Genomic DNA, 21832 nt, shown 5'->3' on the forward strand with positions numbered 1-21832 from the left:
AGGCACGTTCGGGTTATTTGAGATTTCCCAGATTCGGCTGGGTCAGCAGCTTCTGCACCAGCAGGTAATTGACGCCATGGTACGCGGTCATCTCGCCGCTGACGAGGAAGACAATGGGCTTGGTCGCGCCGGAGGTAACGATTTCCATGTCTTCGAGGAGTCGATTCGGCAGCAGGCGGACGGGCGGTTCAACCGGCCCTTGCCCGCGGCTTTCGAACGAGAAGGTGTAGTAATCTCCTTCGCGCGTGAGGCGACCGGGGCGGTCCACGATGCGATACCCATCGGGGTAGAGTTTGGGCACCAGCGCGCCGACCGCGTTGACCGGCAGGGCCGTCGGGTCAATGGCCGAGGTGCGATCCTGACCGGGCCGCGACGGCAGAATAACGGGCCGGGGCGTATCGCCGGAATCGCGCGACAGCTCGCGAAGAATCTCCGCCGCGCTGGGTTCGCGACGCGGCTCGGCCTCGTCATCCGTTTGACGCGAGGCCCCTGCGGCAGCGGCGGCCGGCTGCGAAGCGGCGGGTTTTCCTGATGTATCGGGCGCGGTCTGCGCGAGAAGCGGCCACGCCAATGCGAGCATCGCGGAACAGGCCCCTGCCGCAACGCAACAACGATCCATTGATGCGAAAGACTTCATGGTGTTGATCTCCAGGTCGCAGTGCCTTCCGTGGCATGCCGCCGGGATTATACCTCCTAGCATCCCGCGCGAATCGGCGCGGCGCGTGGGCGCTTCGTCCCGGCTGTCAGGGCGCCAGCAGCGCACGGAGTTGTTCGGCGTCGCTGGTTGGCGCCTTGCAAGTGAAGTTCCGACAGACAAAAGCCGCTGCGCCGGTCGGCGGCGGCTGCTTGCCGGCAAGCAAGGGGATGCGTTTCGCCAAATCGGCTGCATCGGGAGCATCCACGTAGATTCGCGCGAAAACGACGTTGGGCACGTACGTCCGCCACGCTGTTTCGATCAATTTGTCGAGGTTCGCGGCGTCTGCCGAGGCGGCGACGAAGGCCAACTCGCGCGGGCGACGGTGATAAAAATCGATTGCGGAGAGCATCCGTTCGGAGCGAAACGGCGTTTCGTCCAGATGTTTGCTGAACGCGCGAATCATCCGCTCGGCTTCTTCGTGGAGGTCTTTGCGATCCAGCAGCACCGCCAGGCGCAGCAGATTCATGAGTTGCACCGAGTTGCCGGACGGAGTCGCGCCGTCGTTGTTGTCCTTCGCTCGAACGATCAGTTTCTCGCCATCAACGGGCGTGTAGTAGTACGCACCGTGGTCCGCATCGCGGAAGTACCGCGCCAGATCGTCGTTCAGCTTTTCCGCGTGATCCAGCCATCTCGTATCAAAGGTGGTCTCATACAGGTTCAGCATCGCTTCGATCAAACAGGCGTGATCGTCGAGGTAGGCATGCGTATGCGCCTTGCCGGCGCGGTACGTTCGCAGCAGGCGGCCTTCGCGGACCATCCGGGTCATCACAAAGGTCGCCGCCTTCTCCGCCGAGACGCGATAGCGGTCATCACCAAGAATCCGAGCCCCGCGGGCCATGCTCGCGATCATCATGCCGTTCCAGCCCGACAGCACCTTGTCATCCAGATGCGGCTTGACGCGCTTCTCTCGCGCGGCGAAGAGCGTCGCACGCGCCGTGTTCAGGCGTTTTTCCGCTTCGCCGATCTCCAGACCGTGCAGCTTCGCGACGGTCTCCAGGGGACGCTGGATGTTCAGAATGTTCACGCCTTCCCAGTTGCCGTCCTTCGTCACGTCGTAGTAATCGCAGAACAGGGCGGCGTCGCTTCCGAGCAGGGCCTTTACTTCGTCCAGGGTCCAAACGTAGAACCGGCCCTCGTGCCCCTCGCTGTCGGCGTCGCGCGTGGAGTAGTACCCGCCTTCGGGGCTTTGCAGGTCGGCGATGACGTAATCGAGCGTCTCGCGCGCGACGCGCCCATACAGCGGCTTGCCGGTCAATTGAAACGCTTTGAGATAAATGTCGCTTACCAGCGCCTGATCGTACAGCATCTTCTCAAAATGCGGCACGAGCCAGTCCACGTCGGTGCTGTAGCGTGCGAACCCGCCACCGAGTTGATCGTAGATTCCGCCGTGCGCCATCTTCTCAAGCGTCAACTCAACGGCGGCGAGCATGCGCGCGTCCGGCTCCGCCCGGCTGCCGTCGCGTGACTCCTGCGAGGCGTGATAAACACGCAGCATGAGGTCCATCGCCATCGCCGGCGGGAACTTGTTCGTGCCGCCGCCGCTCATGCCGCCCTTGACCGGGTCAAAGGCCTTTGTCAGAAAGACCGCGGATCGCTGGACGACTTCCCAGGGGACCAGTTCCTGTCCTTGCGCGACAGTTGTCAACTGCTGCACCGCCTGCGTCAACTGGTCCGCCTGATCCAATGCCTTTTCACGCTGGTTCTTCCAGATGTCGGCGAGGAACTCCAGCACACGCTTGAAGCCGGGCCGGCCGTAGCGATCATCGGGCGGGAAATACGTTCCGGCGTAGAAGGGCTTGAGATCGGGCGTCAGCCAGACCGACATGGGCCAGCCGCCCGAGCGGGTCAGCGCCTGCGTGGCCATCATGTAGATGTCGTCAAGGTCGGGGCGTTCCTCGCGGTCGACTTTGATCGGCACGAAATGCGCGTTGAGGAACGCGGCGATCTCCTCGTTCTCGAAACTCTCGCGCTCCATGACATGGCACCAATGGCACGCGGAATAACCGATGGACAGGAAGATGGGCTTGTCTTCGCGTCGCGCCTTGTCCAGCGCTTCGGTTCCCCATTCGTACCAATCGACGGGGTTGTATGCGTGTTGCAGCAGGTACGGGCTGGTGGCGCGGGCGAGGCGATTGGGCTTGCGCGAAGAGGTCGAGGTCGTCATGCGGGCGTCCTGTTGAGGGGGTGAGATCGTGCCGGTATTGCTCACAGCCGGCGCGCGGTTGAGTCCTTGCCGGGCGATTTCATCGGATTCGTAGGCGGCATTGCAACCGACGACCAGCAGCACGGTCAACCTGGCAACCCGGAGTATTGCAACATGCCGGTTGCGCGGCAGCGTGATGGTTGATTGCGTATGAAACATTCCGGGAGTATAGGGCGAATGCCCCAAAAGAGCCGATTGCGCAAACCATCGAACCAGGGGCACAAACGCAAGCGTCACGCTTGCGTAGTTGAGCCAAATAAGGTGGCCCAGTCGCCCAAACGGTGAGTTCAGACGACCGGGCCAGAGGGTGGAGTGGGATCTGTTAAAGCCGGACTGCTTACGCGTCCGGGTTTGTTCTGGTTCGTTCGGGTCTCAACCTATTAGACCCGATTGGTTCACCAAGGTTAGATCGCTTTTCCGCGATCCTTCTGTTCTGCTTGGTGAAACGTTCTGCCGCGTCGGGCTTCACTTCGACAGCGTCGTGAAACTCGGTCCAATGAGTAATACTCCGTCCTGCGACAGAAGTTCCATGTGGATCAGAAAATCTTCCACGGCCCGGGCCTTGATGGGGTCAAGGCGACGGATTGCTTCCAGACCGGCCGCCATCGCGGGCAACCGTGCGTAACGCGAGAGCGCCTGAACGCCCGTTCGAACGGCCGCGCCAGTGTGGATGAACTCATGGTCCTTGTCCTTCCCGCCGCCAAACGCTTCCGCGAAAATGTCGGCGAGGTTCTTGGGCTTCGGGAAGACTTTCAATTCGTAATCGCTTTCGATATCCGCCTCGCTCGCGGTGTAGCGAATCGCATCGGCGAAACCGCCGAGCCGATCGACGAGGCCGATCTCAATTGCCTGTTCGCCTGTATAGACTCGTCCGCCCGCAAGGCTCTCCAGGTCACCCTTGATGCGGTCGCCGCGGCCCTGCGTGACGCGATCTTTGAACTCGCCGTAAATGCGATTCATGAAGCCGCTCATCACCTTGTGTTCCTCCTCGGTGAATTTGCGATTGGTGTTCATGATGTCGGCGTGCTTGCCGCGCTTGTATTCGTGACCGGTGACGCCGACCCAGTCCCACAGGCCCTTGGTCACCAATTTGCCGCCGACGACGCCGATGGAACCGGTGATGGTCGAAGGCTGCGCAAAAATCGTGTCCGCCTGCGTGGCGACGTAATACCCGCCGCTGCCGGCCACGTTGCCCATTGAGCAAATGAACGGCCGACCGCTCTTCTTAAATCGCATCGTGGCTTCGGCGATGATTTCGCTGGCAATGGCCGATCCGCCGGGCGAGTCGACGCGCAGGATGAGGGCCTTCACGTTTTTATCCGCCGCGGCCTCGGCGATGGCTTTGCGTATCGTGTCGGAGCCGGCGTTGGAGGGCGGGCCTCCGAACATGCCCGGTTCGCTTTCGCCCTGCGTGATCGGTCCTTCGACGTACACGACGGCAATGGCGGGCTTCTGGGATTCTTCCTTGGGTTTCATGACCTGGGCAAAGAAGCCCCAGATGGCGAACGGGTTCTCAAGATCAAGCTCCGGACCCTTCTTGCGGCCGTAGTCGAAGGCGACTTTCGCATTCTTGCCGTATTTCTTGCGAACGGCCTTGACGAAGTCCTCGCGGAACATCAAGTCATCGACAAGGCCGGCTTCCTTCGCTTCGGCGGGCGACAGGATGGCTTTGTCGATCAATTGATCGAGTTCGTCGATTTCGATCTTGCGGCTCTTGCAGATCTCGCTCTTGAGGGTGGCGAAGATCGAATCGATCAATCGATTGGTCTGCTCTTCCGCCGGTTTGCTCGGTCCTTCGAGGTAGAACGGCTCGCCAGCGGACTTGTAGTCACCGCAGTGGATGATGTCGGCTTGCACACCGATCTTGTCCATCATGCGCTTGAAATAAAGCCCTTCCGAGTACATGCCGGCCAGCTCGACCACGCCGCGCGGCATCAGCACCAGCTTGCTGGCTGCCGACGCCAGCATCAGCCTGCCCATGCCGAGTGTCTCGGTGAAAACCCAAACGTCCTTGTCGGCGGCCCGCAGCGCTTCAATCTGCGTACGCAGTTCCTGAATTTGGGCGATCCCCAGTGCCGCGTTCTCCATGTCGAGGATGACGGCTTTCACCTTGTCGTCCGTTCGGGCCTTTTTGAACTTCGCCAACAAATCGAACATGTTGGTCGGCGCCTTGCCGCCAAACAGTTCGCCCAGTCCGGCGAGTTGTTCGGGTTGCTCGGAGATCTGCCCGGCGACCTTAAAATAGGCAACGATGCTCTTGCCATCCTGCGCGCGGGCGGTCTGCGTGAACGCCGGCCCAAGCAGCGATGCGGACAAGATCAGTGCGAGATTTCGAAACGTGCTTCGCATGGTTTGAGGCTCCACATCAAAAGTGAGTTGTTCCGGGCCGGCCGAATATTCACCACCGCTCAACGCGGCCGATGGCCCGCCGGATGTTTGACCGTCTCCCATCCCAAGCCGTAGAACGAAAATGCCCGGCGCGACTCACGCCGCCGCTTGACAGGCAAAAATCTCCCGCTCGCGGGGTTCAATCCACCTGTTCGGACCGTGCCGAGCGCTCGTCCACGCGCTTGGAATGGCCGGTCTGGATGCCGCCGAATCCCTTGATCGATGGCATGTCTTCGGGCTTTTCGTCCGGGTGATAAGCGAAAACCTCCACGCGGACGACCTCATCAAATGGCAGGGTGACCACAAAGGCACCGACCTTGTAGGCATCGTCGGCGGGGGCACATTCGAAAGAGAGTGAGCTGGTCGTGGATGAAATGATGAGTTCCTTCAATTCATACGAGAAGCCGTCGCGCAGATAGAGAATCGACCGCGCCTCCAGCTTTTCGAGGAACGCGGCGGCCGCCTTGTCGCGTTCGAGGTCCTCGTTCTTCAGTTTTGGAAAATGCGACCGGACGCAGCGGCGTTTGGCCTCGGCGATGCGGTTCTGGTAAGCGCCGCCGAACCACCAGTCGTAATCAAAAATCATGGCAACCCCCATTATGGGCGCGTGTGTTCACGTAGCGTTGCGGATTGTCGCGTACAATCAGGCGAATGTCAAACGCACTTCCAAGCTTGGCGGCGTCGGCGCGCGCTGCGATGGTACGAGACCTCGCGGCGCAGCTGGGTCTCGACGCCTGCGGCATCGGTCCGGCGGCGCCGATTCCGCGCGGAGAGTATCTGCGCACGTGGCTTGCCTCCGGCCGCGCGGGGACGATGCATTACTTGAACCGCCACGTCGGATCGCGCGAGGACGTGCGCGTCTGGTTGCCATGGGCGCGAAGCGTGATCGTGACGGCCTTGAACTATCGCCAGCCGTTGCCTGCGCCCTCGCCGCCGATCGGCGGCGCGCCGCGTGGTCGGGTGGCGATGTATGCCTGGGGCGAGGATTACCACGTCGTCATGAAGGACAAGCTGGGGGCGCTGGCCGAGCGATTGCAGGCAGCGTTGGGTCATCCGTTTCAATTCAAGGTATGCGTCGATACGTCTGCGGTGACGGAGCGCGAACTGGCCGCGATGGCGGGGGTGGGCTGGATTGGTAAAAATACGCTCATATTAAACGCATCGCTGGGTTCTTATTTTGTGCTGGGAGAGCTGTTCACTGATCTGGAGCTGCCGATCGACGGGCCGCAGGCGGACCACTGCGGCAGTTGCACGCGGTGCCTCGACGCCTGTCCGACCGGTGCGTTTCCCGTGGCCTACGAACTGGACGCGAGCCGCTGCATCTCGTACCTGACGATCGAGCATCGCGGCGAGATCGATCCGGAATTGACCGCGGTCATGGGAGACTGGGTCTTCGGTTGCGACGTGTGCCAGGAGGTCTGCCCGTTCAACCAGCGTTCGCCCGAGACGCGCGAGCCGCGCCTGATCGGGACGCTCGATTCCGCCCGGCCGCGGCTGGGAGACCTGGCCCGGTGGAACGGGCCGACGCACCGGCGTGCGACCGCCGGCAAGGCAACGGCCCGCGCGACGCCGGCGACGTGGCGGCGCAACGCACGGATCGCACTGGAGAACATCGTGCGCCGCGCGGAGGACTCGCGATGACGCAAAATCGCTCTTAATCACGTGCGTACACGCGCCGACCTCCGACAAACGTCTGATTCACGCGAACGACGCGGATCGCCGCGGCGCGGATCGCCAGGACGTCGGCATCCAGGATCACGAAATCCGCCAGTGCGCCGGGGCGGATCACCCCCAGCTTTTCGCGGTCGCCCGAAGCCTGGGCCGCGCCGGTCGTATACGCGCGAAGCGCCTGCTCACTGGTGATGTTCTGCTCGGGGACGAAGGTCTGGTCGTTCAAGGTCCGGCCTGTTACCGCGGCGTGAATTCCTTCCATCGGATTGAGCGAAACCACCGGCCAGTCGCTCCCGAACGCCACCACCGCGCCCGCATCGATGAGCGAACGAAACGCGTAGCTCGTCCGGCAACGCTCGATGCCAATAGCACCGAGCGCGTAGCGCCCGTCGTCGGCCTTGTGCAACGGCTGCATCGACGCGACGACGCCCAGCGTTGCGAAGCGTTCGATGTCATCGGGCAACAAATGCTGGGCGTGTTCGATTCGCAAAGGAACCCTGTGCGCGCCCGACTGCGATTCGTTGCTTCTGCGAACCTGTTCGTACGTGTCCAGCACAATGCGGTTGGCCTGGTCGCCGATGGCGTGAATCGCCGGCGACAAGTCCGCCTCCACGGCAGCGCGACACATCTCGGTCAGATGTCCCGCATCGGGCTGATCCTTTCCGCTCGCATACATCACTTCACGAAGCACGCCGTGATGGTCCGGCTGGTCGACGTACGGCTCGGCCATGAAAGCCGTGCGCGAACCAAGCGAGCCGTCCATGAATTGTTTGAATCCGCAGATACGCAACCAGTCGTCGCTCCGTGTGCGGCGGACCTTGCCGATCAGCGGCCGCCAATCCGACTCGCTCACGTATTGGCGCACACGCAGCGTCATGCGGTTCGCTTTGCGCGCGCGGTCGAGTACGGCGTATTCGTTCCAGGGCGACATCGTGTGAACCGCCGTGATGCCGTGGGAATTCGCATGGTGCATGGCGGCTGCCAGCGCCGTGTCCAGCTCGCCGGCCGAAGGCGTTGGCACATGACGCGACACCAGCTCGATCGCCGATTCCTTGAGAATCCCGGTCGGCTCGCCACTCTTTGGATCGCGCTCGATCAGCCCGCCGGGCGGGTCGGGCGGGCCTTCGGCCGTGATGCCGGCGAGTTTCAGGGCGGCGCTGTTCGCCAGCGCGCCGTGGCCATCCATTCGATGAAGGAGCGTCGGCCGATCGCCGGTGACCGGGTCGATCCATGACTTGTTGGGTTGCGTCGGGTCGGGCCAGCTTTCGGTAGACCAGCGCCCGCCGAGAATCCATCGACCGGTGGGAGTCGCCTTGGCGCGTGCCGCGACGCGTTCGATGAAAACCGCGCGATCAGGCACGTCACGAAGATTCAATCGCGTCAGTTGCAAACCGCCGGAGATCAGGTGCAGGTGGGCGTCGATCAGACCGGGGACGATGCGAGCCTGTTGCGCGTCGATGACCTGGGTGTGCCGACCGATGCGCGACGGATCGGGCATTTCGCTGCCGACGTAGACAAACTCGTCCCCTCGGACAGCCAGGACACTTGCTTCGGGCTGGTCGGGATTGCCGGTCCAAATGGCTGCATTGTGCACGATAAGATCGTACTCCCGCGCGCCGCCGGAGCAGCCCGCGATCAGCCCGCACAGGGCGACACTTAAACAAAACCATCGATGCACGGCGAGGCTCCTTAATTGCTCGCATTCGCTGACGCCGGGTCCGCTGCGGTGGCCGGCTCGAGAGCAAGGGTCCTTGCACGGGTCCGTTTCATTTCATTCAGCGCACGGAAGACGGCCCGGCGATCCTCCTGTGCGGTAAAGGACCCGCGTAATCGGCACGGCCCGAACAGATCGTTGGCATCCGTGACGTCCTTTGCGCGAAGCAGGCTGCCCGATTCGATCCGACCGACCAGCGGTTTACCCGGCCGGGGCGGTTGAAAATAGACAAACCCAGCGCCTTCGTAGGTCAAGACGCCGCTCGGCGTCACGAGGTGGTAGGTAATCGCCGCGTTGGTTTGAGTCGATTCCGCATGAGTCCGCCCCGGGTAAGGCACCCAGAAGACCTCGACGTGAACCAGTTGCGACGTCCAGCCGGAAGCATGGCTGGAGCCGGGCCTGGCGTCGGTTTCCGCTTGGCGGCCTTCGACCCAGACCGGCGGCATCTCCATGACGATGAGCCAGTTCCCGTGCGCGTCGCGACAGTAATGGCTGCGGTCAAAAGTCTCCGCATAGCGGACCGGTTCCTCAACCCGTTTGAACGACAGGATTTCAATGCGAGTCGGAGTCGTGCTGCAACCGTAGAGCCCCAGGCACAATGCCAATGCACGGACCAGGCGGCCGGAAGGCGCGAGACCGCAATCGACCCGATCACGTCCGGCCTGGCCATGGCGCAGGCGATCAGGCATCGTGGCCGTCCAGCAATCCGTTGTCAGGGGAGCGCGCGAGGCCGGGGGCGGCATGCTCGATGCCAAGCAGTCCGAGGGCGTCGCGCTCCACGATTCCGACGAGTGCGGCGCGAGGAATCGTGGGCAGGTTCGTACCGATGACGAGTTGGTTGAGCCGATAGAGCGATTCGATGGCGCTTTTCGCCGAGGTGAAGGGGAAATCACTGCCAAAGAGCAGTTTGTCGATCACACCGTACTGAAAGGCCGACAACAGGGCGTTGTAGGCGTGCCAAGAGCGGTGCAGCAGGCCGCTGATGTCCGCGAAGACATTGGGATGCTTGCCCAGAAGCACGATGGTCTCTTCCACCCACGGGTACCCCAGATGAGCGATGACGATCTTCAGCTGCGGCAGATCGCGGGCCACTTCGTCGACCAGCGACGGCCGGGCGAACTCCATCTTGCCTGCCGACGAGAAGTGAACACCTTGGTGAAACAATACCGGCATCCCCAGCCGCGCCGCTTCGGCAAAGACCTGCATTGCGCGGCTGTCGGCCGGGTGAAAGTCTTGCGCGGCCGGTGACACGGTGACGGCTTTCAGCCCGAATTGCTGGTTGGCCGAAGCGAGGTCTTCCATCGCCTCGGAGAGGTTGGTCGGGTCGATGCCGACCGCGCCGATGAGCTTTTCCGGGTGTTCGCGGACGTACCGTGAGATGAGGCTTAGCGGAACCTCGGCGCCGAGGTAACGGCTTTTGAAACCCAGCACGAAGGATTTATCAACCGGGTCGCTCGCCGAAAAGTGGCGGGCGATCGACGCATCGGGAAGGGGGGCGTTGTTGCCACCCAAGCCGGCCGCGGCAGCGCGAGTGGCCCGCGCTTCGAGGGCCGCCTTGGCCATACCCAGTTGCTCCGGTGATTCCCAGACGTGTGTGTGGCAGTCGATAATCATATCGGGGTACGGATCCTGTGTGCTTGACTCGAGCCGCAGCAGTTTCACCCGGTATGCAGGAGAATTCAAGCGCGGGTGAATCGGTCTGTTTGGTGGCGGATGCCCTGTGGCGGCATTTGACGGCGCGATACCGCTCTGGAACGTGTGCGTTGTTTCCCGCGATCCCGGGCGGAAATGGGCGCAGCCGGGCTGCGCCGCATCGTCCCCGAAAGATCGGAATTGAGAACGAACGCATGCGATCGCGCGTCAACGCAGCCCGGCGGAGCTTGTTTGCCGCTCGTTTTCCGGACGACTGTCGGAGTTCCACGCCCTGGGCACGGTGGTTGCATCACGTCCTTGCGATGCGATGGACGGCGTCGGTTGGCTGCGCGGCTCATGCGAGCATCGCGAATCAGCCGAGCGGAGTTGACGACCTCGATGAGGTCGTTGGCGGCTGTCGGGGGCGCGCCGAGATCCATCGCCCAAGCCGGCTTGCATGAGGAGTAGGACCATGATGATTGAATTGAGCCGGGAAGACCTGGCGATCCTGAAAACGTTGGTCAAGGAACGCATAAACGAGTTGGGGCCGGAGATTCGCCACACGCGTACACCGGAATTCCACGACGATCTCAAGAGCCTGCGGACCACCCTGCGCCGCCTCTATGAACAACTGGAATCCGCAGCCGTCGCGAAGGTGTGATGCCGCGGTATGGGTTTCAACGGAATCAGACCTGAATGCGTTTCCAGCGGCCGAGGCGAAACCGCAGCGACATCAGCACGGCACGGCTGACGATATCACCGAACATGCCCAACCAGGCGCCCAGCAGGCCGCCCCGGAATACGATTCCGCCGAGATAGGCCAGCGGCACGCGCACCAGGGCCATCGAGAGAGCGGTGTAGAGCATCGGCGACCGCGAATCGCCGGCTCCGCGCAATGCCCCCACGTACACAATCAGAAACGCAAGCGGAATTTGCACGCATGCCAGTCCGCGCAGCGCGGGCACGCCGCAAGCCCAAACACGCGGGTCATCGGAGAGAATTCGAAACAGCGGCTCGGCCGCGAAATAGAACAACAGCCCGTTGAACGCAAGCAAGCAGGCCGCTTGCCGGGCGGCCTCGCGCGCAGCCAGTGCGGCGCGGTCGGGCTGGTTCGCGCCGAGGTTTTGTCCGACCAGTGCGGCGGCGGCGACGCCGTAGGCGTTCGCGGGCAGGTAGCTAAGCGATTCGATCCGAATGCCGACGATGTGCGCGGCGTAGAGCACGGCCACAGGGAACTCCGACGGAACGCGCGTGACGATCATCATGAACACGAAATGGCCGGAGAAAGTCACCAGCCCATCTCCGGCCGCGGGCACGCCGATTTTCAGAATCCGCCGGATCAGCTGCGAATCCGGTCGCATAAACGACGGTCGTAGCTGCAACGCGGCGCGCAGCACATTTCGGCTGGTTTTCGCAGCGTATTCGCCTGAAGCAGAACCGCCGCCGGATCGTGCCAGCAGGGCGATCATCCAGATCGCACCGCACCATCGCGCCGCGACGGTCCCCCAGGCGATGCCGTCGACGCCGAAGGCGGGAATCGGCCCCCAACCCAGGGCCAGAATCCAGGTCAGCGTGATGTTGATCACGTTCACACCGCCCAGCACGACCAGTGGGGTGCGCGTGTCGCCCGCGCCGCGCAGACAGGCTGCCAGCGCCAGGGAAATCGCGGCCCCCGTCAATCCCAGCGCGTCGATCCGCATGAATCGCACGGAGATGCTGTTGGCTGCGCCGTGCATGTTCAACAACGCCGCGAAACCCGGAGCCGTGGAGAGAACACACAACGTACCCGCCATCCCCATCGCCACGGCGAGCGCAAACGCCTGATTGGTCGCATGACGTGCTTCGTTGAAGTTTCGCGCGCCGGTTGCCCGCGCGACGATGGCTGTCGCACCGGTATCAGCCATCCAGAACAGCATCGTCATGAGCCAACTGATGTAGCCTGCGATGCCGATGGCGTTGGTGGCTTCGGCGGAGATGCGACCGGCGATGAGCGCGTCGTTCCAAGTGACGGCTGCATTGAGCAGTTGTTCACCCAGAACGGGCAGCGCCAGCGCAAACACGGCGGGTCGAATCGGCCCGCCAAGAAGCAGGGATGAGGCGGATTCGGTTGAAACCGGCGGAAATTCTGCGAAACATTCGCTCGATTCGGCATCGGGCACGATCGACGCCGCAGGCGCTTGCGGGGCGGATGGCGGGTTGGTCGATGGAGATGGCATCCGTGCGTCGAGTTCCTGCGGGCCGGAGCAGCGATTCGGATACGGTCGCCGGATTCAGGGTGCCGACTTACGAGTGACTTGCCGGATCCAGCTTACGCGTCGCAGGGCGCGAGGTCGGAACGGATCGACTCGTCGGCTGGTGCCGCGGCTGCGGCGTCGGCGTACGTTTGACCTTGACGGGGGCGGGGCCGTCGCCTCCGGTCGAGATCACTCCAGGCCCCGAGCGCGAGCTGCGCAGATCACGCGCGCCGGGTGGCACGCGGCTCTCGTTGGACCGATTAGGCTGCGTCGCCGGGGGCGGCGTTTGCTTCAGTTGGTCGAGGATTTGTTTTTCGGCGTCCGTCAGCTTGGGTAGGACTTTGCCGCCGACCAGGGGCGGTCTCGCCGGCGGTCCGGCAAGCGTGCGGATTTTCAACACTTGCGTCGTCGCTTGGCGGATCTGCATTTTTCCCGTCGTTTGCGATTCCACATCGGCTACGAGGCTGATTTCCTTTCGCAGCGAGACCTGGATGGGTCGATTGCGGGTGAGGTCATACTCGATGGTTCCCGAATAGGCCCCCTTGTCCAGGCGAAAGTCCTTGGTCTGCTTGCGGGGCGGACGCGGGTACGCGATCGGGCGAGTCGTCGCAGGCTGGGTCGCGGCCGGATGCGGCGGTGCCGGCTGCGACGTGGTCGGCGGCATGACCTGCGCAGGTTGCGTCGTCGGCTGGCTGGCAGGATTCAGCACGACCGGCGATACGGTCGGCTCGGGTTCGGCAATCGGCTCGAGTTTCAAGTCGGACGTCAGATCGATCAGGGCGATGTCGCGGCCTTCGACCTGGCGAACAGACCGGAGGGTGCAGCGCGTGGTGATTTGGATTGCGCCGACGTTTGTCTGCGGCTCGCTCGTGGCGACGGTCCACGTGTCACCCACCCGCTTCGGTTCTTTGGGAAACCAGGACGCTGCGAGCGCTTCAAGCATGACTTTCATGTTCGGCGCCGTCAGCGTGCTGCGCTCGATGGTCTTTCCCATCGATCCGCGCCGCGGGATCGGGCAGGTCAGCGGGGCCGGCGTCAGGGTGATGTTGTGAATGCCGCCGGTTTCCGGCAACAGGAGGAAGGCGGTCTTGGAGCCGGCGATGGCCTCCAGCTCCCGCATCGAGGCGGGCGGAAAGAGGTGCCGGTGCGAGTCGTACACTTCTTCCTCTTTCATGCTCTGCTCGCGCGCTTCATACCGGTCGCATTCCCAGACGAGGCTAAGCATCCCGCTGCCGGGCATGGCCAGAGGCTGCGAGGTCGGGGAGTTGGCCCGCTGTGTGATTGTTCGGCGATCTTTGAGGGTGGCGGTGTAAGTGAGGAGCGGGGCAACCCCGCCGCTGTCGCGAAACTCCGACTCGATTTCGTAGTAAACCGTCTCGGCAGGGTCGAATCGCAGCGAGAACGTGTACGCGGGCGCGTCGTTCTGCGGCGAATCCGCATCGGCGGATTCGAGCGACAGCATCGGAGCGAGTCCGCTCAACAGGACGAGCGCGGTCATCGCCGCGGGAATCCATCGGCGAAGAATCGCGATCGGCATCACGGCTGGCCTCGGTCGGGTCGATCGTGTCACAACGACTCAATCGCTGTCGCAACGATCACACATGAAACGCGCGGCATGGGATCTGTTGATCTTTGTACGCCGGAACTCTGCCCGGCCGGTCATTCGGCGATTTTCTCGATCTTGACCTGAAGCAGGTTTTGACGATGGCCCTTGTGCAGCTTGTAGCCCTTGCGGCGGCGAAACTTCACGATCTCCAGCTTGGGCCCGCGAACGGCCTTCATCAGCGTGGCGGATACTTTCGCACCGGCGACCCATGGCGTGCCGATTCTGCTCTTGGCGCCGTCGCCCAGCATCAGCACTCGATCGAATTCAATGGACTTCGCGCCGGCCGGCAGTTCGCGCGTCTCGACGAAGAGCGTGTCGCCCTTTTCAACTCGGTATTGCTTGCCGCCGTCCTCGATGATGGCATACATGGTGTTCTTCGGCTCCCGTTTGCAAAGGCAGTCTGTGTGCGTCGTTCGATCGGTCGAAGCATCCCAGTATCGGGGAAACGGCTTCACTCGGCAAGGGGTCGGCAAGCTACCAATGGGACCATCGGCGGCCTGCCGGACTTTGCGTACGCGATTAAAATCATGTAATTAAGCGGGTTACGAAAGGGGATCATTCTTGTTATTGCTCCTGCCGATCAAAACTCATTCCGAAGTGCGACGCTGGCCGTGGGCCAACCACGCATTGATCATCGCCAACATCGCCTTGTATGTCATTGTGCTGGCGATGGGGTCCATGGCGCGGTCGGGGCAGGGCGCCGGCGCCGATCTGCGAGAGAGCTGGATGCTGGTGCCCGGCGATTTGCGCCTGGTCTCGTTCTTTTCGTATCAGTTCATCCATGGCGACCTCTGGCATCTTGGCGGCAATCTGCTCTTCCTCTGGTTGTTCGGAAACAGCGTGAACGACAAGATGGGGAACATCGCGTATTTGCTTTTTTACCTCGCCTGCGGCGTATTCGCCGGCGTGGGGTTTGTTCTCACGAGCGACAATCCGTGCCTCGGTTCAAGCGGCGCGATCGCTGGTGTGACCACGGCTTACCTCGTTCTGTTCCCGCGGGCCGTCGTGACGGTCTTCTACTGGCTCTTCTTCACGATTGGCGCCGTGCACGTCCAGGCGATGCTGCTCATCGGTCTGAAGATCATCCTTTGGGACAATATCCTGTCACCGCAGCTACAACACCGGGGCGAAGCGATTCAAGTCGCGTATTCCGCGCACCTTGCCGGCTACTTCTTTGGGTTCGTCGTGACGCTGGTCATGCTTCTGGTGCGCGCGCTTCCGCGCGATCAATATGACATCCTGGCGCTGATCCGACGGCACTACCAGCGCAAGCAGTTCAAGATCGCCATGGCCGATCCGGCGGCGCGGGCCCGGGCACAGTTCGGACGCGTTGCCCGGCCGATCAGCGCCGACCGCGTCGATTTGGCGACGCCCGCCCCGATGAGCGAGGCGGCCCGTCTACGGGCTGATATCGCGGACCTGCTGGCGCAGCGCAATTACGTCGGCGCGGCCGATCGCTATGAGCAACTGGTGGTTCATGAACCGGAAACGTGCCTGCCGCGACGACAAATGCTGGAAGTGGCCAATCAACTCATGACGTTGCAGCGCCATCCACAGGCGGCCCGGGCTTACGAGCAATTTCTCAAGACCTATCCATCCGATTCCGAGACGACGCAAATCAAGCTCCTGCTCGGCATCATTTACGCCAAGTATCTCGAACAACACGAGGCGGCGGTGCACTACCTCCGGGATTGTCTGGAACGGCTGACCAACCGCGACCAGGTCGAACAGGCACAACACTGGCTCAACGCGAGCTGCACGGCGCTGGGCCGTCCGATGGAGTAGACGTCGCGTCGGCGGGGTGTCGAGGATACAATCGATCGTTCCGCGTGCGACGCAGGCGTCGTTGCCGGCAGGTCCGGGGTCGCGTTTTTCGGGAGCCGCCATGAGCGATTCGCTTCGATCAAACGGCCCGTACTCTCTGATTCCCGCCGCGTTGATGTTGTATTTTGGCTGGATGGTGCTGACGCCCTGGCAACATCCGGATTCGTTTTTGCAAACCACGGGGAACATCCTGTGTTGGACCCTTCGCCTCGGCGGGATCGGCATGGGGCTGGTGGCCCTGTTGTACTTCGCGGGCCTGCCGGCGGCGAGGCCTATTGAGACGGTTGTATCGAGCTTGTCCGGGTTGCTGATGATCTTCGGCGGGGGCTATGGCGTCGTCGGCTCCGGCGGCGGCAACGTGCAGGCGATCCTGTACGTCGTGTTCGGTCTGATGTTTCTGCGCGAGGCACGGCAGGCGTGGCGCATGCATCAGGCGGCCCAGGCCGCAGGCACTGCGGATTCGACGGCTGCGGCCGCGCGACCGGTTTCGTCGGCTTTCGCGGAAGCGCCCCATCCGGCCGGCATTCGTCCCGCCCCGCTGGCCGATGCCGACCGAAATCCGCCGCCCGAGGGCTACCTCGACGCATTGGCCAGGGAAGACGGCAAACCACCGACGGCATCGTACGAATGAGTCACGACTCGACCCATCGCGCCACGGATTGGCGGCAAAGTCGCTATTCGCGACAGGTCCTGCTGCCGCAAATCGGACCCGCCGGGCAGGAGCGCCTTCGTGCCGCGAATGTGACGCTAATCGGCTGCGGCGCGCTGGGCACGGTGCTGGCCGATCAGTTGGTGCGCGCGGGCGTCGGGCGCCTGCGCCTCGTCGATCGCGATTACGTCGAATTAAACAATCTCCAGCGTCAGGTATTGTTCGACGAGTCCGATGTGGCGACCGGGTCGCCCAAGGCCGTCGCCGCCGCGCAGCGCCTCGCCGCGGTCAATTCCGATGTTGCGATTGAGCCGATCATCGCGGATGCCTGCGCGACAAACATCGAACAATTCGTTGAAGGGGCGGACGTGCTGCTGGACGGGACGGACAATTTCGAGACGCGTTTCCTGATCAACGATGTCGCCGTCAAGCACGGGATCCCGTGGGTCTACGGCGCGTGCGTCGGCATCGAAGGGATGATCATGCCGATCCTCCCGCGGCAGACGCCGTGTCTTCGGTGCATCTGGGATCAGCCGCCGCCGCCGGGCATGAACCCGACGTGCGATACGGCTGGCGTGCTGGGTCCGCTGGTGCATCTTGTGGCGTCGCGCCAGGCGATCGAGGCGATCAAGATTCTCACCGGCGCGCTCGGCGAAGTGAGACGCTGCTTGATTCAGATCAACGCATGGACCGGCGCGATGGATTGCTTCGATATGCAAGGTGCGTACGAACCGGGGCGGTGCACCTGCTGCGGCCGAGGGCAATACGAGTACCTCGCCGCGGGCGGCGCGCGCACGGCGACCTTGTGCGGCCGGGATGCGGTGCAGATTCCCGGAAGCAGATCGGGGGTCGATCTGGACGCGGTGGCGCGGCGGATAGCCGGTGCGGCAAAGTCGCCGCCTTGTTTGAACCGATATTTACTACGCTTCGATGTGGATCGCTTTACGGTGACGCTGTTCCGCGACGGGCGCGCGATCATCAAGGGGACCGGTGATCCGAATGAAGCCAGGACGGTTTATGCGAAATACATCGGGCAATAGTCGGAGTGGACGCCGCGCGTGGATCGGCGCGGCGGCGCTGGCGGGGTGTCTCATTGGTGGCACCGGCTGCCAGGAGCTGGTCCACATGGGCCAGATCAGCGATCGGCAATCCGCCTGGTCGGTCAACGATGTCCTGATCGAACAGCAGCAGAGCGACGGCTCGTGGAAGCAACTGGGGCGCACCGACGGCAACGGCCGCTGGTGGATCATCAAGGACAAGTTTTCCGGTGGGGGCAAGGTTCGCCTGTCCAAACCGGGGTATTACAGCATCACGATGCCCGAGGCAGAATTCCTGCAACAGAACAACCTGTTGATGATTCCGTCAGGCGAGGCGGAAATGGGCGACGATTACGGAACCGGAAACCGATAAGGGAATGAAGTCGCCGTAATCGTTCCGTTCGGATCGATCGCCGGATGCACGCATGATGGACGCACCGCTTCTTGGAGCCACGATCGTCATGTGCCTGGGTGGGGTGGTGTTTCTCCGTATCCTGGCGCGCGGCCGGGAATTGGCACGCCGCGAGCTGGAGTTCAAAAAGATGCAGGAAGAAATACAAAACGCATTTCAAGCAAGGGGAGCGGCTCCGCCTCCGATCGTATGAATCACTCGATCGGGGTTTGCTTTGCCGGATCGGGGATTCGTCGCTGCGACACAGCGCGGGCGGGCTGGTACATGCCCAGCAAATCTTCGCTGCTATGTAGTACGATTGGCATCAGTTTAACATAACGTTATTGTTTTCAGATGGTTAACAATTTCTGCATCATGCAGGCCATTGGCGATCATCAGCAGAGAGCATAAGATTGAATAGGCTGCCGGTTTTGAGGGGGCGGCCGCTCACACGAGGTCGGGCATGTCTGAAGCACCCACCAGGCTGGACAACATACGGCGTGCAGCGCGATTCGGGCGATGGCTGGCGGTCGTCGGGCTGGCGTCGATGGGCATCGCCGGGCTCTACCTCGCCTCGTGGGCGGAGGTTGACACCTTTCTGCGTACGGTGCTGATGGTTGGCGTGGCGTCGATGGTGTTTCTCCTGGCGGCGGCGTTTATTTTCGCCTGGGACTTGATCGATCTGTTGTTCAAGGTCGAGGCCAACAGTTTTCGATCGTACGATATTCTGCGGGACGTTCATGCCACGATGGCGTCACATGACCGGTTGCTGCAATCCATCGCCGAGAACGCGCCGTTGTCGGACGTCGCCCGCTCGATCAAGCATCGCGAATACGAACGAAACGCCCTGCGGCTGGCCATCAACGAGGAAATCATCCGGGGCGATCACGAAGCGGCTTATGCGCTGCTGGATCAGTTGGAGCAGCGGCATGGCTATCGCAACGAGGCCGAGCGCCTGCGTCGCGACGTGGATCAGTCCCGGGATCGCGAGCGCAATGAGAAACTTCAGGAAGCCGTCCGGCACGTCGAGGACCTGATCGGTCACCTTCAATGGGATCGGGCTCGTCGCGAGATGGACCGGCTCCTGGCGGAGCATCGCAACGATCCGACGGTGGCGGAACTGCCCAAGCTCTTTGCGCGGCGGCGCAACGAGCACAAGCGCCGCCTGCTGAAAGAATGGGATGAATCGGTCCAGCGGAACGAAGTCGATCGCGGTCTAGCCATTCTCAAGGAGTTGGACCAGTTCCTGACGCCGAATGAGGCGGCTGCGTTGGAGGAAAGTGCACGCGGCGTCTTCCGGGCGCGGTTACACAATCTTGGCGTGCAGTTTTCGCTGGCGGTCACGGAACAGAATTGGAAGGGAGCGCTCGAGGCCGGACAGCAAATCATCGACGAGTTTCCCAATACTCGCATGGCCCGGGAGGTGCGCGAGCACATGGTTGTCCTGTCGCGTCGTGCGGCGGAGAACGGCGGGATGGAACCGTCCGGAGTTCCCGTCGAGACGGCTTCGCAAGGATAGTCGTGGCGAAAGACGATATACGGTAAGCTCCGTACGGAACTTACAACGCGAGCCGTGACCCGGCGTGTGCTTCCAGGAGCGGTCGAGTGCATGCGGGTGATCGAAGGATCGGCTCGAGGAGATCAGGGATGATGAAGGCGAATCGAATCACCGCGCGGCGTGGAGTACCAGCATCCATCTTAGTTGCTTCGTTGAGTCTGATGTCGCTGGGTCCTGGTTTGACGGGCTGCACCACCGACGGCTATCCGCTGGACAACACCTATCACTACCAGGGCAAGGCGCCCTCGGCGGCGCCCCCGCCGTCGACGTTCCGTTATCGCTATCCCGACGTGCCGCCGGTGCTCGATGCCGAAGGGTTGAAGCGGCTGGTGTCTCAATATCGTCATCACGTCGTGTTGATCGACTTCTGGGCGTCGTGGAACCAGCGCAATCGGGAAGAGATGCAGATGCTTTCGCGTTTGCAGGAGGACCTGGCCGACGAGGGGTTCCAGGTGATTGCCTGCTGTTTCGACCCGCCGGAGAAGTGGGGCAACGTGATCGTGCCGATGCTGCACGGCGGCAACGCGAATTTTCCATGCGTCGTGATACCGGAATCCAACCGCGCGGCGATTCGGGAATGGCTGCATCCGCAGTGGACGTACGACATTCCCGCGCGATTCGTGATCAGCCGCACCGGCAAGATCGTGAGCTTTGGTTTCTCCGATACGCCGCTTTCTGCCATTGAGCAGCAGACACGCGACCTTGTGCGACACGGGTTGATGGCTTCGCCCGGAGGCATTACGGATGGCCGCGTCGCACAGGTGGCGAGGGTTCCGGACAGCGGTCTGCGAGCCAAGATCATCAATGTGAAGACCGGATCGTACGAATCCATCGCCGAGGTGACGGCCGGTCCGGGTGATTCTCGAAAGCTGGCCGACGCGATGGCCGCGCAAATCGCGCAGCGAATCGACCGTGGAGAGAATCCTCGGATCGGCGTGCTGCCGTTCCCCACGGGGATGGGCCGTCGCGAGGCGGATGCGCTCGGTGTTCTGACGGCGGATTACCTGGTCGAAGCGTTGCAGAAGCAGGGATTCTTTGACTTCATCAAGCCGGCGCAGACGCAGAAGCTGCTGCAGCAGGCAAGCCTGACGCCGACGTCGATCGAATATGATCCGGGCAGCGTGAAGGGGGCGATCCAGTGCGACTACCTCGTCGTGGGCTGGTTGCGCGAGTCGGGATCGGCATCGGGCGAACAACCGGCGCAGCGTGCGAAGGGCGCCGAATCAACCGGCGTGGAGGAAACGCCGGTTCGGCCGGCATCGGCGGGGCTGGAACGCGAGCCGAGCCGTGATCGATTTGACGAGCCGGACGAAGGCGCGGAGTTGGAAACGATGGAATCCATACCGACGAAAAAGGCGGCCAGCGCCCGCAAGCCCGCCCGGGGCGAGTCGGAGTATGAGGAAGACGTGCCTTGACGGCCCGAGCGTGTATCAGCCGATTTTCAGCAGTTCCACATCGAATACAAGTGTAGCGTTTGGCGGGATGACGCCGCCGGCGCCGGCCGCGCCGTAGCCCAGGTCGGGCGGGATGATGAGCATGCGCCGGCCGCCGACCTTCATGGAGCCGACGCCCTCGGTCCATCCGGAAATGACCTGGTTCAATCCGAAGGCGGCAGGCTGGCCGCGATCGCGCGAGGAGTCGAACTTCTTCCCGTCGGGCAGCCAGCCGGTGTAATGCACCGTGACCTTGTCAGTCGGCTTCGGAGAGGGACCGGTGCCCTCGGTCACATCGATGTGGCACAGGCCGGTCCGGCTGGTCTGCGCCTTGGAGAGATCGGCGCCCTTGGATAGGGCGAAGGCCCTGGCTTGTTCCAGTGCGTTCATGCGGCGTCCTTTCAACGACCCGGCGGGCCGTTACTTGACGATGTCCAGCAATTCCATTTCGAAGACAAGGGTCGCATTGGCTGGAATGGCCGGCGGCATGCCCCGCGCGCCGTAGCCCAGTTCCGGCGGAATCAGGAACATCCGCTTGCCGCCGACCTTCATGGTTTGCAGCCCCTCGGTCCATCCCTTGATGAACTGATTCACGGGGTGAACCAACGGCTCGCCCTGATCGCGCGTGGAGTAGAACTTCTTGCCGTCGACCAACCAGCCTGTGCAATGGACCTTGACGCGATCCGTGACGGCCGGCGTCGCGCCCGTGCCGACCTGCACGTCGTACATCCACAGGCCCGATGCGGTCTTCGTCCCTTTGTCCGGGTCGCCGCCTTGCTTTCGCACGACGTTCAT

The 21832-nt window shown here is 62.6% G+C and carries 20 protein-coding genes; 9 read left to right on the forward strand and 11 right to left on the reverse strand.

The genetic code is table 11. The annotated features are described in order from the left end of the window. Window positions 1-13 precede the first annotated feature (13 nt). From HRU71_15145 to HRU71_15160, 4 genes are all read right to left on the reverse strand, one after another. The gene (locus tag HRU71_15145; protein ID QOJ04743.1) at window positions 14-637 is read right to left on the reverse strand and encodes a hypothetical protein; all 624 of its coding nucleotides are present in this window, start codon (window positions 635-637) and stop codon (window positions 14-16) included. A 106-nt stretch (window positions 638-743) separates the two neighbouring features. Beyond that, complete coding sequence (locus tag HRU71_15150; GenBank protein QOJ05037.1) at window positions 744-2861, reverse strand: thioredoxin domain-containing protein; 2118 nt, start codon at window positions 2859-2861, stop codon at window positions 744-746. A 504-nt stretch (window positions 2862-3365) separates the two neighbouring features. After that, on the reverse strand, window positions 3366-5249 hold the full coding sequence (gene sppA, locus HRU71_15155; protein QOJ04744.1) for a signal peptide peptidase SppA: 1884 nt from the start codon (window positions 5247-5249) through the stop codon (window positions 3366-3368). A 178-nt stretch (window positions 5250-5427) separates the two neighbouring features. Then, window positions 5428-5874 (reverse strand): hypothetical protein, encoded by a 447-nt coding sequence (locus HRU71_15160; GenBank protein QOJ04745.1) that lies wholly within the window; start codon window positions 5872-5874, stop codon window positions 5428-5430. 65 nt (window positions 5875-5939) lie between these two features. Here HRU71_15160 and queG point away from each other — a divergent pair, with 65 nt between their 5' ends. Then, window positions 5940-6929 (forward strand): tRNA epoxyqueuosine(34) reductase QueG, encoded by a 990-nt coding sequence (queG, locus tag HRU71_15165; GenBank protein ID QOJ04746.1) that lies wholly within the window; start codon window positions 5940-5942, stop codon window positions 6927-6929. Between the two features lie 13 nt (window positions 6930-6942). Here the strand turns inward: queG and HRU71_15170 are convergent, their stop codons facing one another. The 3 genes from HRU71_15170 to HRU71_15180 are packed head-to-tail and all read right to left on the reverse strand — an operon-like array spanning window position 6943 to window position 10287. Continuing rightward, complete coding sequence (locus tag HRU71_15170) at window positions 6943-8637, reverse strand: amidohydrolase (GenBank protein ID QOJ04747.1); 1695 nt, start codon at window positions 8635-8637, stop codon at window positions 6943-6945. Between the two features lie 11 nt (window positions 8638-8648). Continuing rightward, a complete protein-coding gene (locus tag HRU71_15175) occupies window positions 8649-9362 on the reverse strand; it encodes a hypothetical protein (protein ID QOJ04748.1) in 714 nt (237 codons plus the stop codon). After that, window positions 9355-10287 carry an amidohydrolase family protein gene (locus tag HRU71_15180; GenBank protein QOJ04749.1) on the reverse strand — a complete coding sequence of 311 codons (933 nt, stop codon included), beginning with the start codon at window positions 10285-10287 and terminating at the stop codon, window positions 9355-9357. The genes HRU71_15175 and HRU71_15180 overlap by 8 nt, the downstream gene beginning before the upstream one ends. Before the next feature lie 490 nt (window positions 10288-10777). Here HRU71_15180 and HRU71_15185 point away from each other — a divergent pair, with 490 nt between their 5' ends. Further along, window positions 10778-10966 carry a hypothetical protein gene (locus HRU71_15185; GenBank protein ID QOJ04750.1) on the forward strand — a complete coding sequence of 63 codons (189 nt, stop codon included), beginning with the start codon at window positions 10778-10780 and terminating at the stop codon, window positions 10964-10966. 25 nt (window positions 10967-10991) lie between these two features. Here HRU71_15185 and HRU71_15190 read toward each other — a convergent pair whose 3' ends face one another. The 3 genes from HRU71_15190 to rplU form a co-directional block, all read right to left on the reverse strand. Further along, window positions 10992-12521: an MATE family efflux transporter gene (locus HRU71_15190; protein QOJ04751.1), complete on the reverse strand. Its 1530-nt coding sequence runs from the start codon at window positions 12519-12521 to the stop codon at window positions 10992-10994. A 67-nt stretch (window positions 12522-12588) separates the two neighbouring features. Next, on the reverse strand, window positions 12589-14076 hold the full coding sequence (locus tag HRU71_15195; GenBank protein QOJ04752.1) for a hypothetical protein: 1488 nt from the start codon (window positions 14074-14076) through the stop codon (window positions 12589-12591). Window positions 14077-14198: 122 nt separating this feature from the next. Next, entirely contained in the window at window positions 14199-14513 is a 315-nt protein-coding gene (gene rplU / locus HRU71_15200; GenBank protein QOJ04753.1) for a 50S ribosomal protein L21, read from the reverse strand. 193 nt (window positions 14514-14706) lie between these two features. Between rplU and HRU71_15205 the strand changes: the two genes are divergently transcribed. The 7 genes from HRU71_15205 (at window position 14707) to HRU71_15235 (ending at window position 21019) form a co-directional block, all read left to right on the forward strand. Next, window positions 14707-15930, forward strand: coding sequence for a rhomboid family intramembrane serine protease (locus tag HRU71_15205; GenBank protein ID QOJ04754.1), 1224 nt, complete (start codon window positions 14707-14709; stop codon window positions 15928-15930). Between the two features lie 100 nt (window positions 15931-16030). Beyond that, complete coding sequence (locus HRU71_15210; GenBank protein QOJ04755.1) at window positions 16031-16600, forward strand: hypothetical protein; 570 nt, start codon at window positions 16031-16033, stop codon at window positions 16598-16600. Then, a complete protein-coding gene (locus tag HRU71_15215; GenBank protein QOJ04756.1) occupies window positions 16597-17658 on the forward strand; it encodes a ThiF family adenylyltransferase in 1062 nt (353 codons plus the stop codon). The genes HRU71_15210 and HRU71_15215 overlap by 4 nt, the downstream gene beginning before the upstream one ends. Beyond that, window positions 17636-18028 (forward strand): hypothetical protein, encoded by a 393-nt coding sequence (locus HRU71_15220; protein ID QOJ04757.1) that lies wholly within the window; start codon window positions 17636-17638, stop codon window positions 18026-18028. Before HRU71_15215 ends, HRU71_15220 begins: the two co-directional genes overlap by 23 nt. Window positions 18029-18080: 52 nt before the next feature. Continuing rightward, complete coding sequence (locus tag HRU71_15225; GenBank protein QOJ04758.1) at window positions 18081-18260, forward strand: hypothetical protein; 180 nt, start codon at window positions 18081-18083, stop codon at window positions 18258-18260. Window positions 18261-18509: 249 nt separating this feature from the next. Further along, complete coding sequence (locus HRU71_15230) at window positions 18510-19565, forward strand: hypothetical protein (protein QOJ04759.1); 1056 nt, start codon at window positions 18510-18512, stop codon at window positions 19563-19565. Between the two features lie 128 nt (window positions 19566-19693). Continuing rightward, entirely contained in the window at window positions 19694-21019 is a 1326-nt protein-coding gene (locus HRU71_15235; GenBank protein QOJ04760.1) for a TlpA family protein disulfide reductase, read from the forward strand. A gap of 15 nt (window positions 21020-21034) precedes the next feature. On the opposite strand, the gene HRU71_15240 is transcribed toward HRU71_15235, so the two are convergent. Beyond that, complete coding sequence (locus tag HRU71_15240) at window positions 21035-21427, reverse strand: FKBP-type peptidyl-prolyl cis-trans isomerase (GenBank protein QOJ04761.1); 393 nt, start codon at window positions 21425-21427, stop codon at window positions 21035-21037. Window positions 21428-21832 lie beyond the last annotated feature (405 nt).

It is taken from the genome of Planctomycetia bacterium, from assembly GCA_015200345.1.
GTDB lineage: Bacteria > Planctomycetota > Phycisphaerae > UBA1845 > UTPLA1 > PLA3.

Bases quoted from the DNA above. Each gene is read 5' to 3' on its own strand.
- HRU71_15145 (QOJ04743.1), bottom strand. From the start codon at position 637: ATGAAGTCTTTCGCATCAATGGATCGTTGTTGCGTTGCGGCAGGGGCC.
- HRU71_15150 (QOJ05037.1), bottom strand. From the start codon at position 2,861: ATGACGACCTCGACCTCTTCGCGCAAGCCCAATCGCCTCGCCCGCGCC.
- sppA (QOJ04744.1), bottom strand. From the start codon at position 5,249: ATGCGAAGCACGTTTCGAAATCTCGCACTGATCTTGTCCGCATCGCTG.
- HRU71_15160 (QOJ04745.1), bottom strand. From the start codon at position 5,874: ATGATTTTTGATTACGACTGGTGGTTCGGCGGCGCTTACCAGAACCGC.
- queG (QOJ04746.1), top strand. From the start codon at position 5,940: ATGTCAAACGCACTTCCAAGCTTGGCGGCGTCGGCGCGCGCTGCGATG.
- HRU71_15175 (QOJ04748.1), bottom strand. From the start codon at position 9,362: ATGCCTGATCGCCTGCGCCATGGCCAGGCCGGACGTGATCGGGTCGAT.
- HRU71_15180 (QOJ04749.1), bottom strand. From the start codon at position 10,287: ATGATTATCGACTGCCACACACACGTCTGGGAATCACCGGAGCAACTG.
- HRU71_15185 (QOJ04750.1), top strand. From the start codon at position 10,778: ATGATGATTGAATTGAGCCGGGAAGACCTGGCGATCCTGAAAACGTTG.
- HRU71_15190 (QOJ04751.1), bottom strand. From the start codon at position 12,521: ATGCCATCTCCATCGACCAACCCGCCATCCGCCCCGCAAGCGCCTGCG.
- HRU71_15195 (QOJ04752.1), bottom strand. From the start codon at position 14,076: ATGCCGATCGCGATTCTTCGCCGATGGATTCCCGCGGCGATGACCGCG.
- rplU (QOJ04753.1), bottom strand. From the start codon at position 14,513: ATGTATGCCATCATCGAGGACGGCGGCAAGCAATACCGAGTTGAAAAG.
- HRU71_15210 (QOJ04755.1), top strand. From the start codon at position 16,031: ATGAGCGATTCGCTTCGATCAAACGGCCCGTACTCTCTGATTCCCGCC.
- HRU71_15215 (QOJ04756.1), top strand. From the start codon at position 16,597: ATGAGTCACGACTCGACCCATCGCGCCACGGATTGGCGGCAAAGTCGC.
- HRU71_15220 (QOJ04757.1), top strand. From the start codon at position 17,636: ATGCGAAATACATCGGGCAATAGTCGGAGTGGACGCCGCGCGTGGATC.
- HRU71_15225 (QOJ04758.1), top strand. From the start codon at position 18,081: ATGATGGACGCACCGCTTCTTGGAGCCACGATCGTCATGTGCCTGGGT.
- HRU71_15230 (QOJ04759.1), top strand. From the start codon at position 18,510: ATGTCTGAAGCACCCACCAGGCTGGACAACATACGGCGTGCAGCGCGA.
- HRU71_15235 (QOJ04760.1), top strand. From the start codon at position 19,694: ATGATGAAGGCGAATCGAATCACCGCGCGGCGTGGAGTACCAGCATCC.
- HRU71_15240 (QOJ04761.1), bottom strand. From the start codon at position 21,427: ATGAACGCACTGGAACAAGCCAGGGCCTTCGCCCTATCCAAGGGCGCC.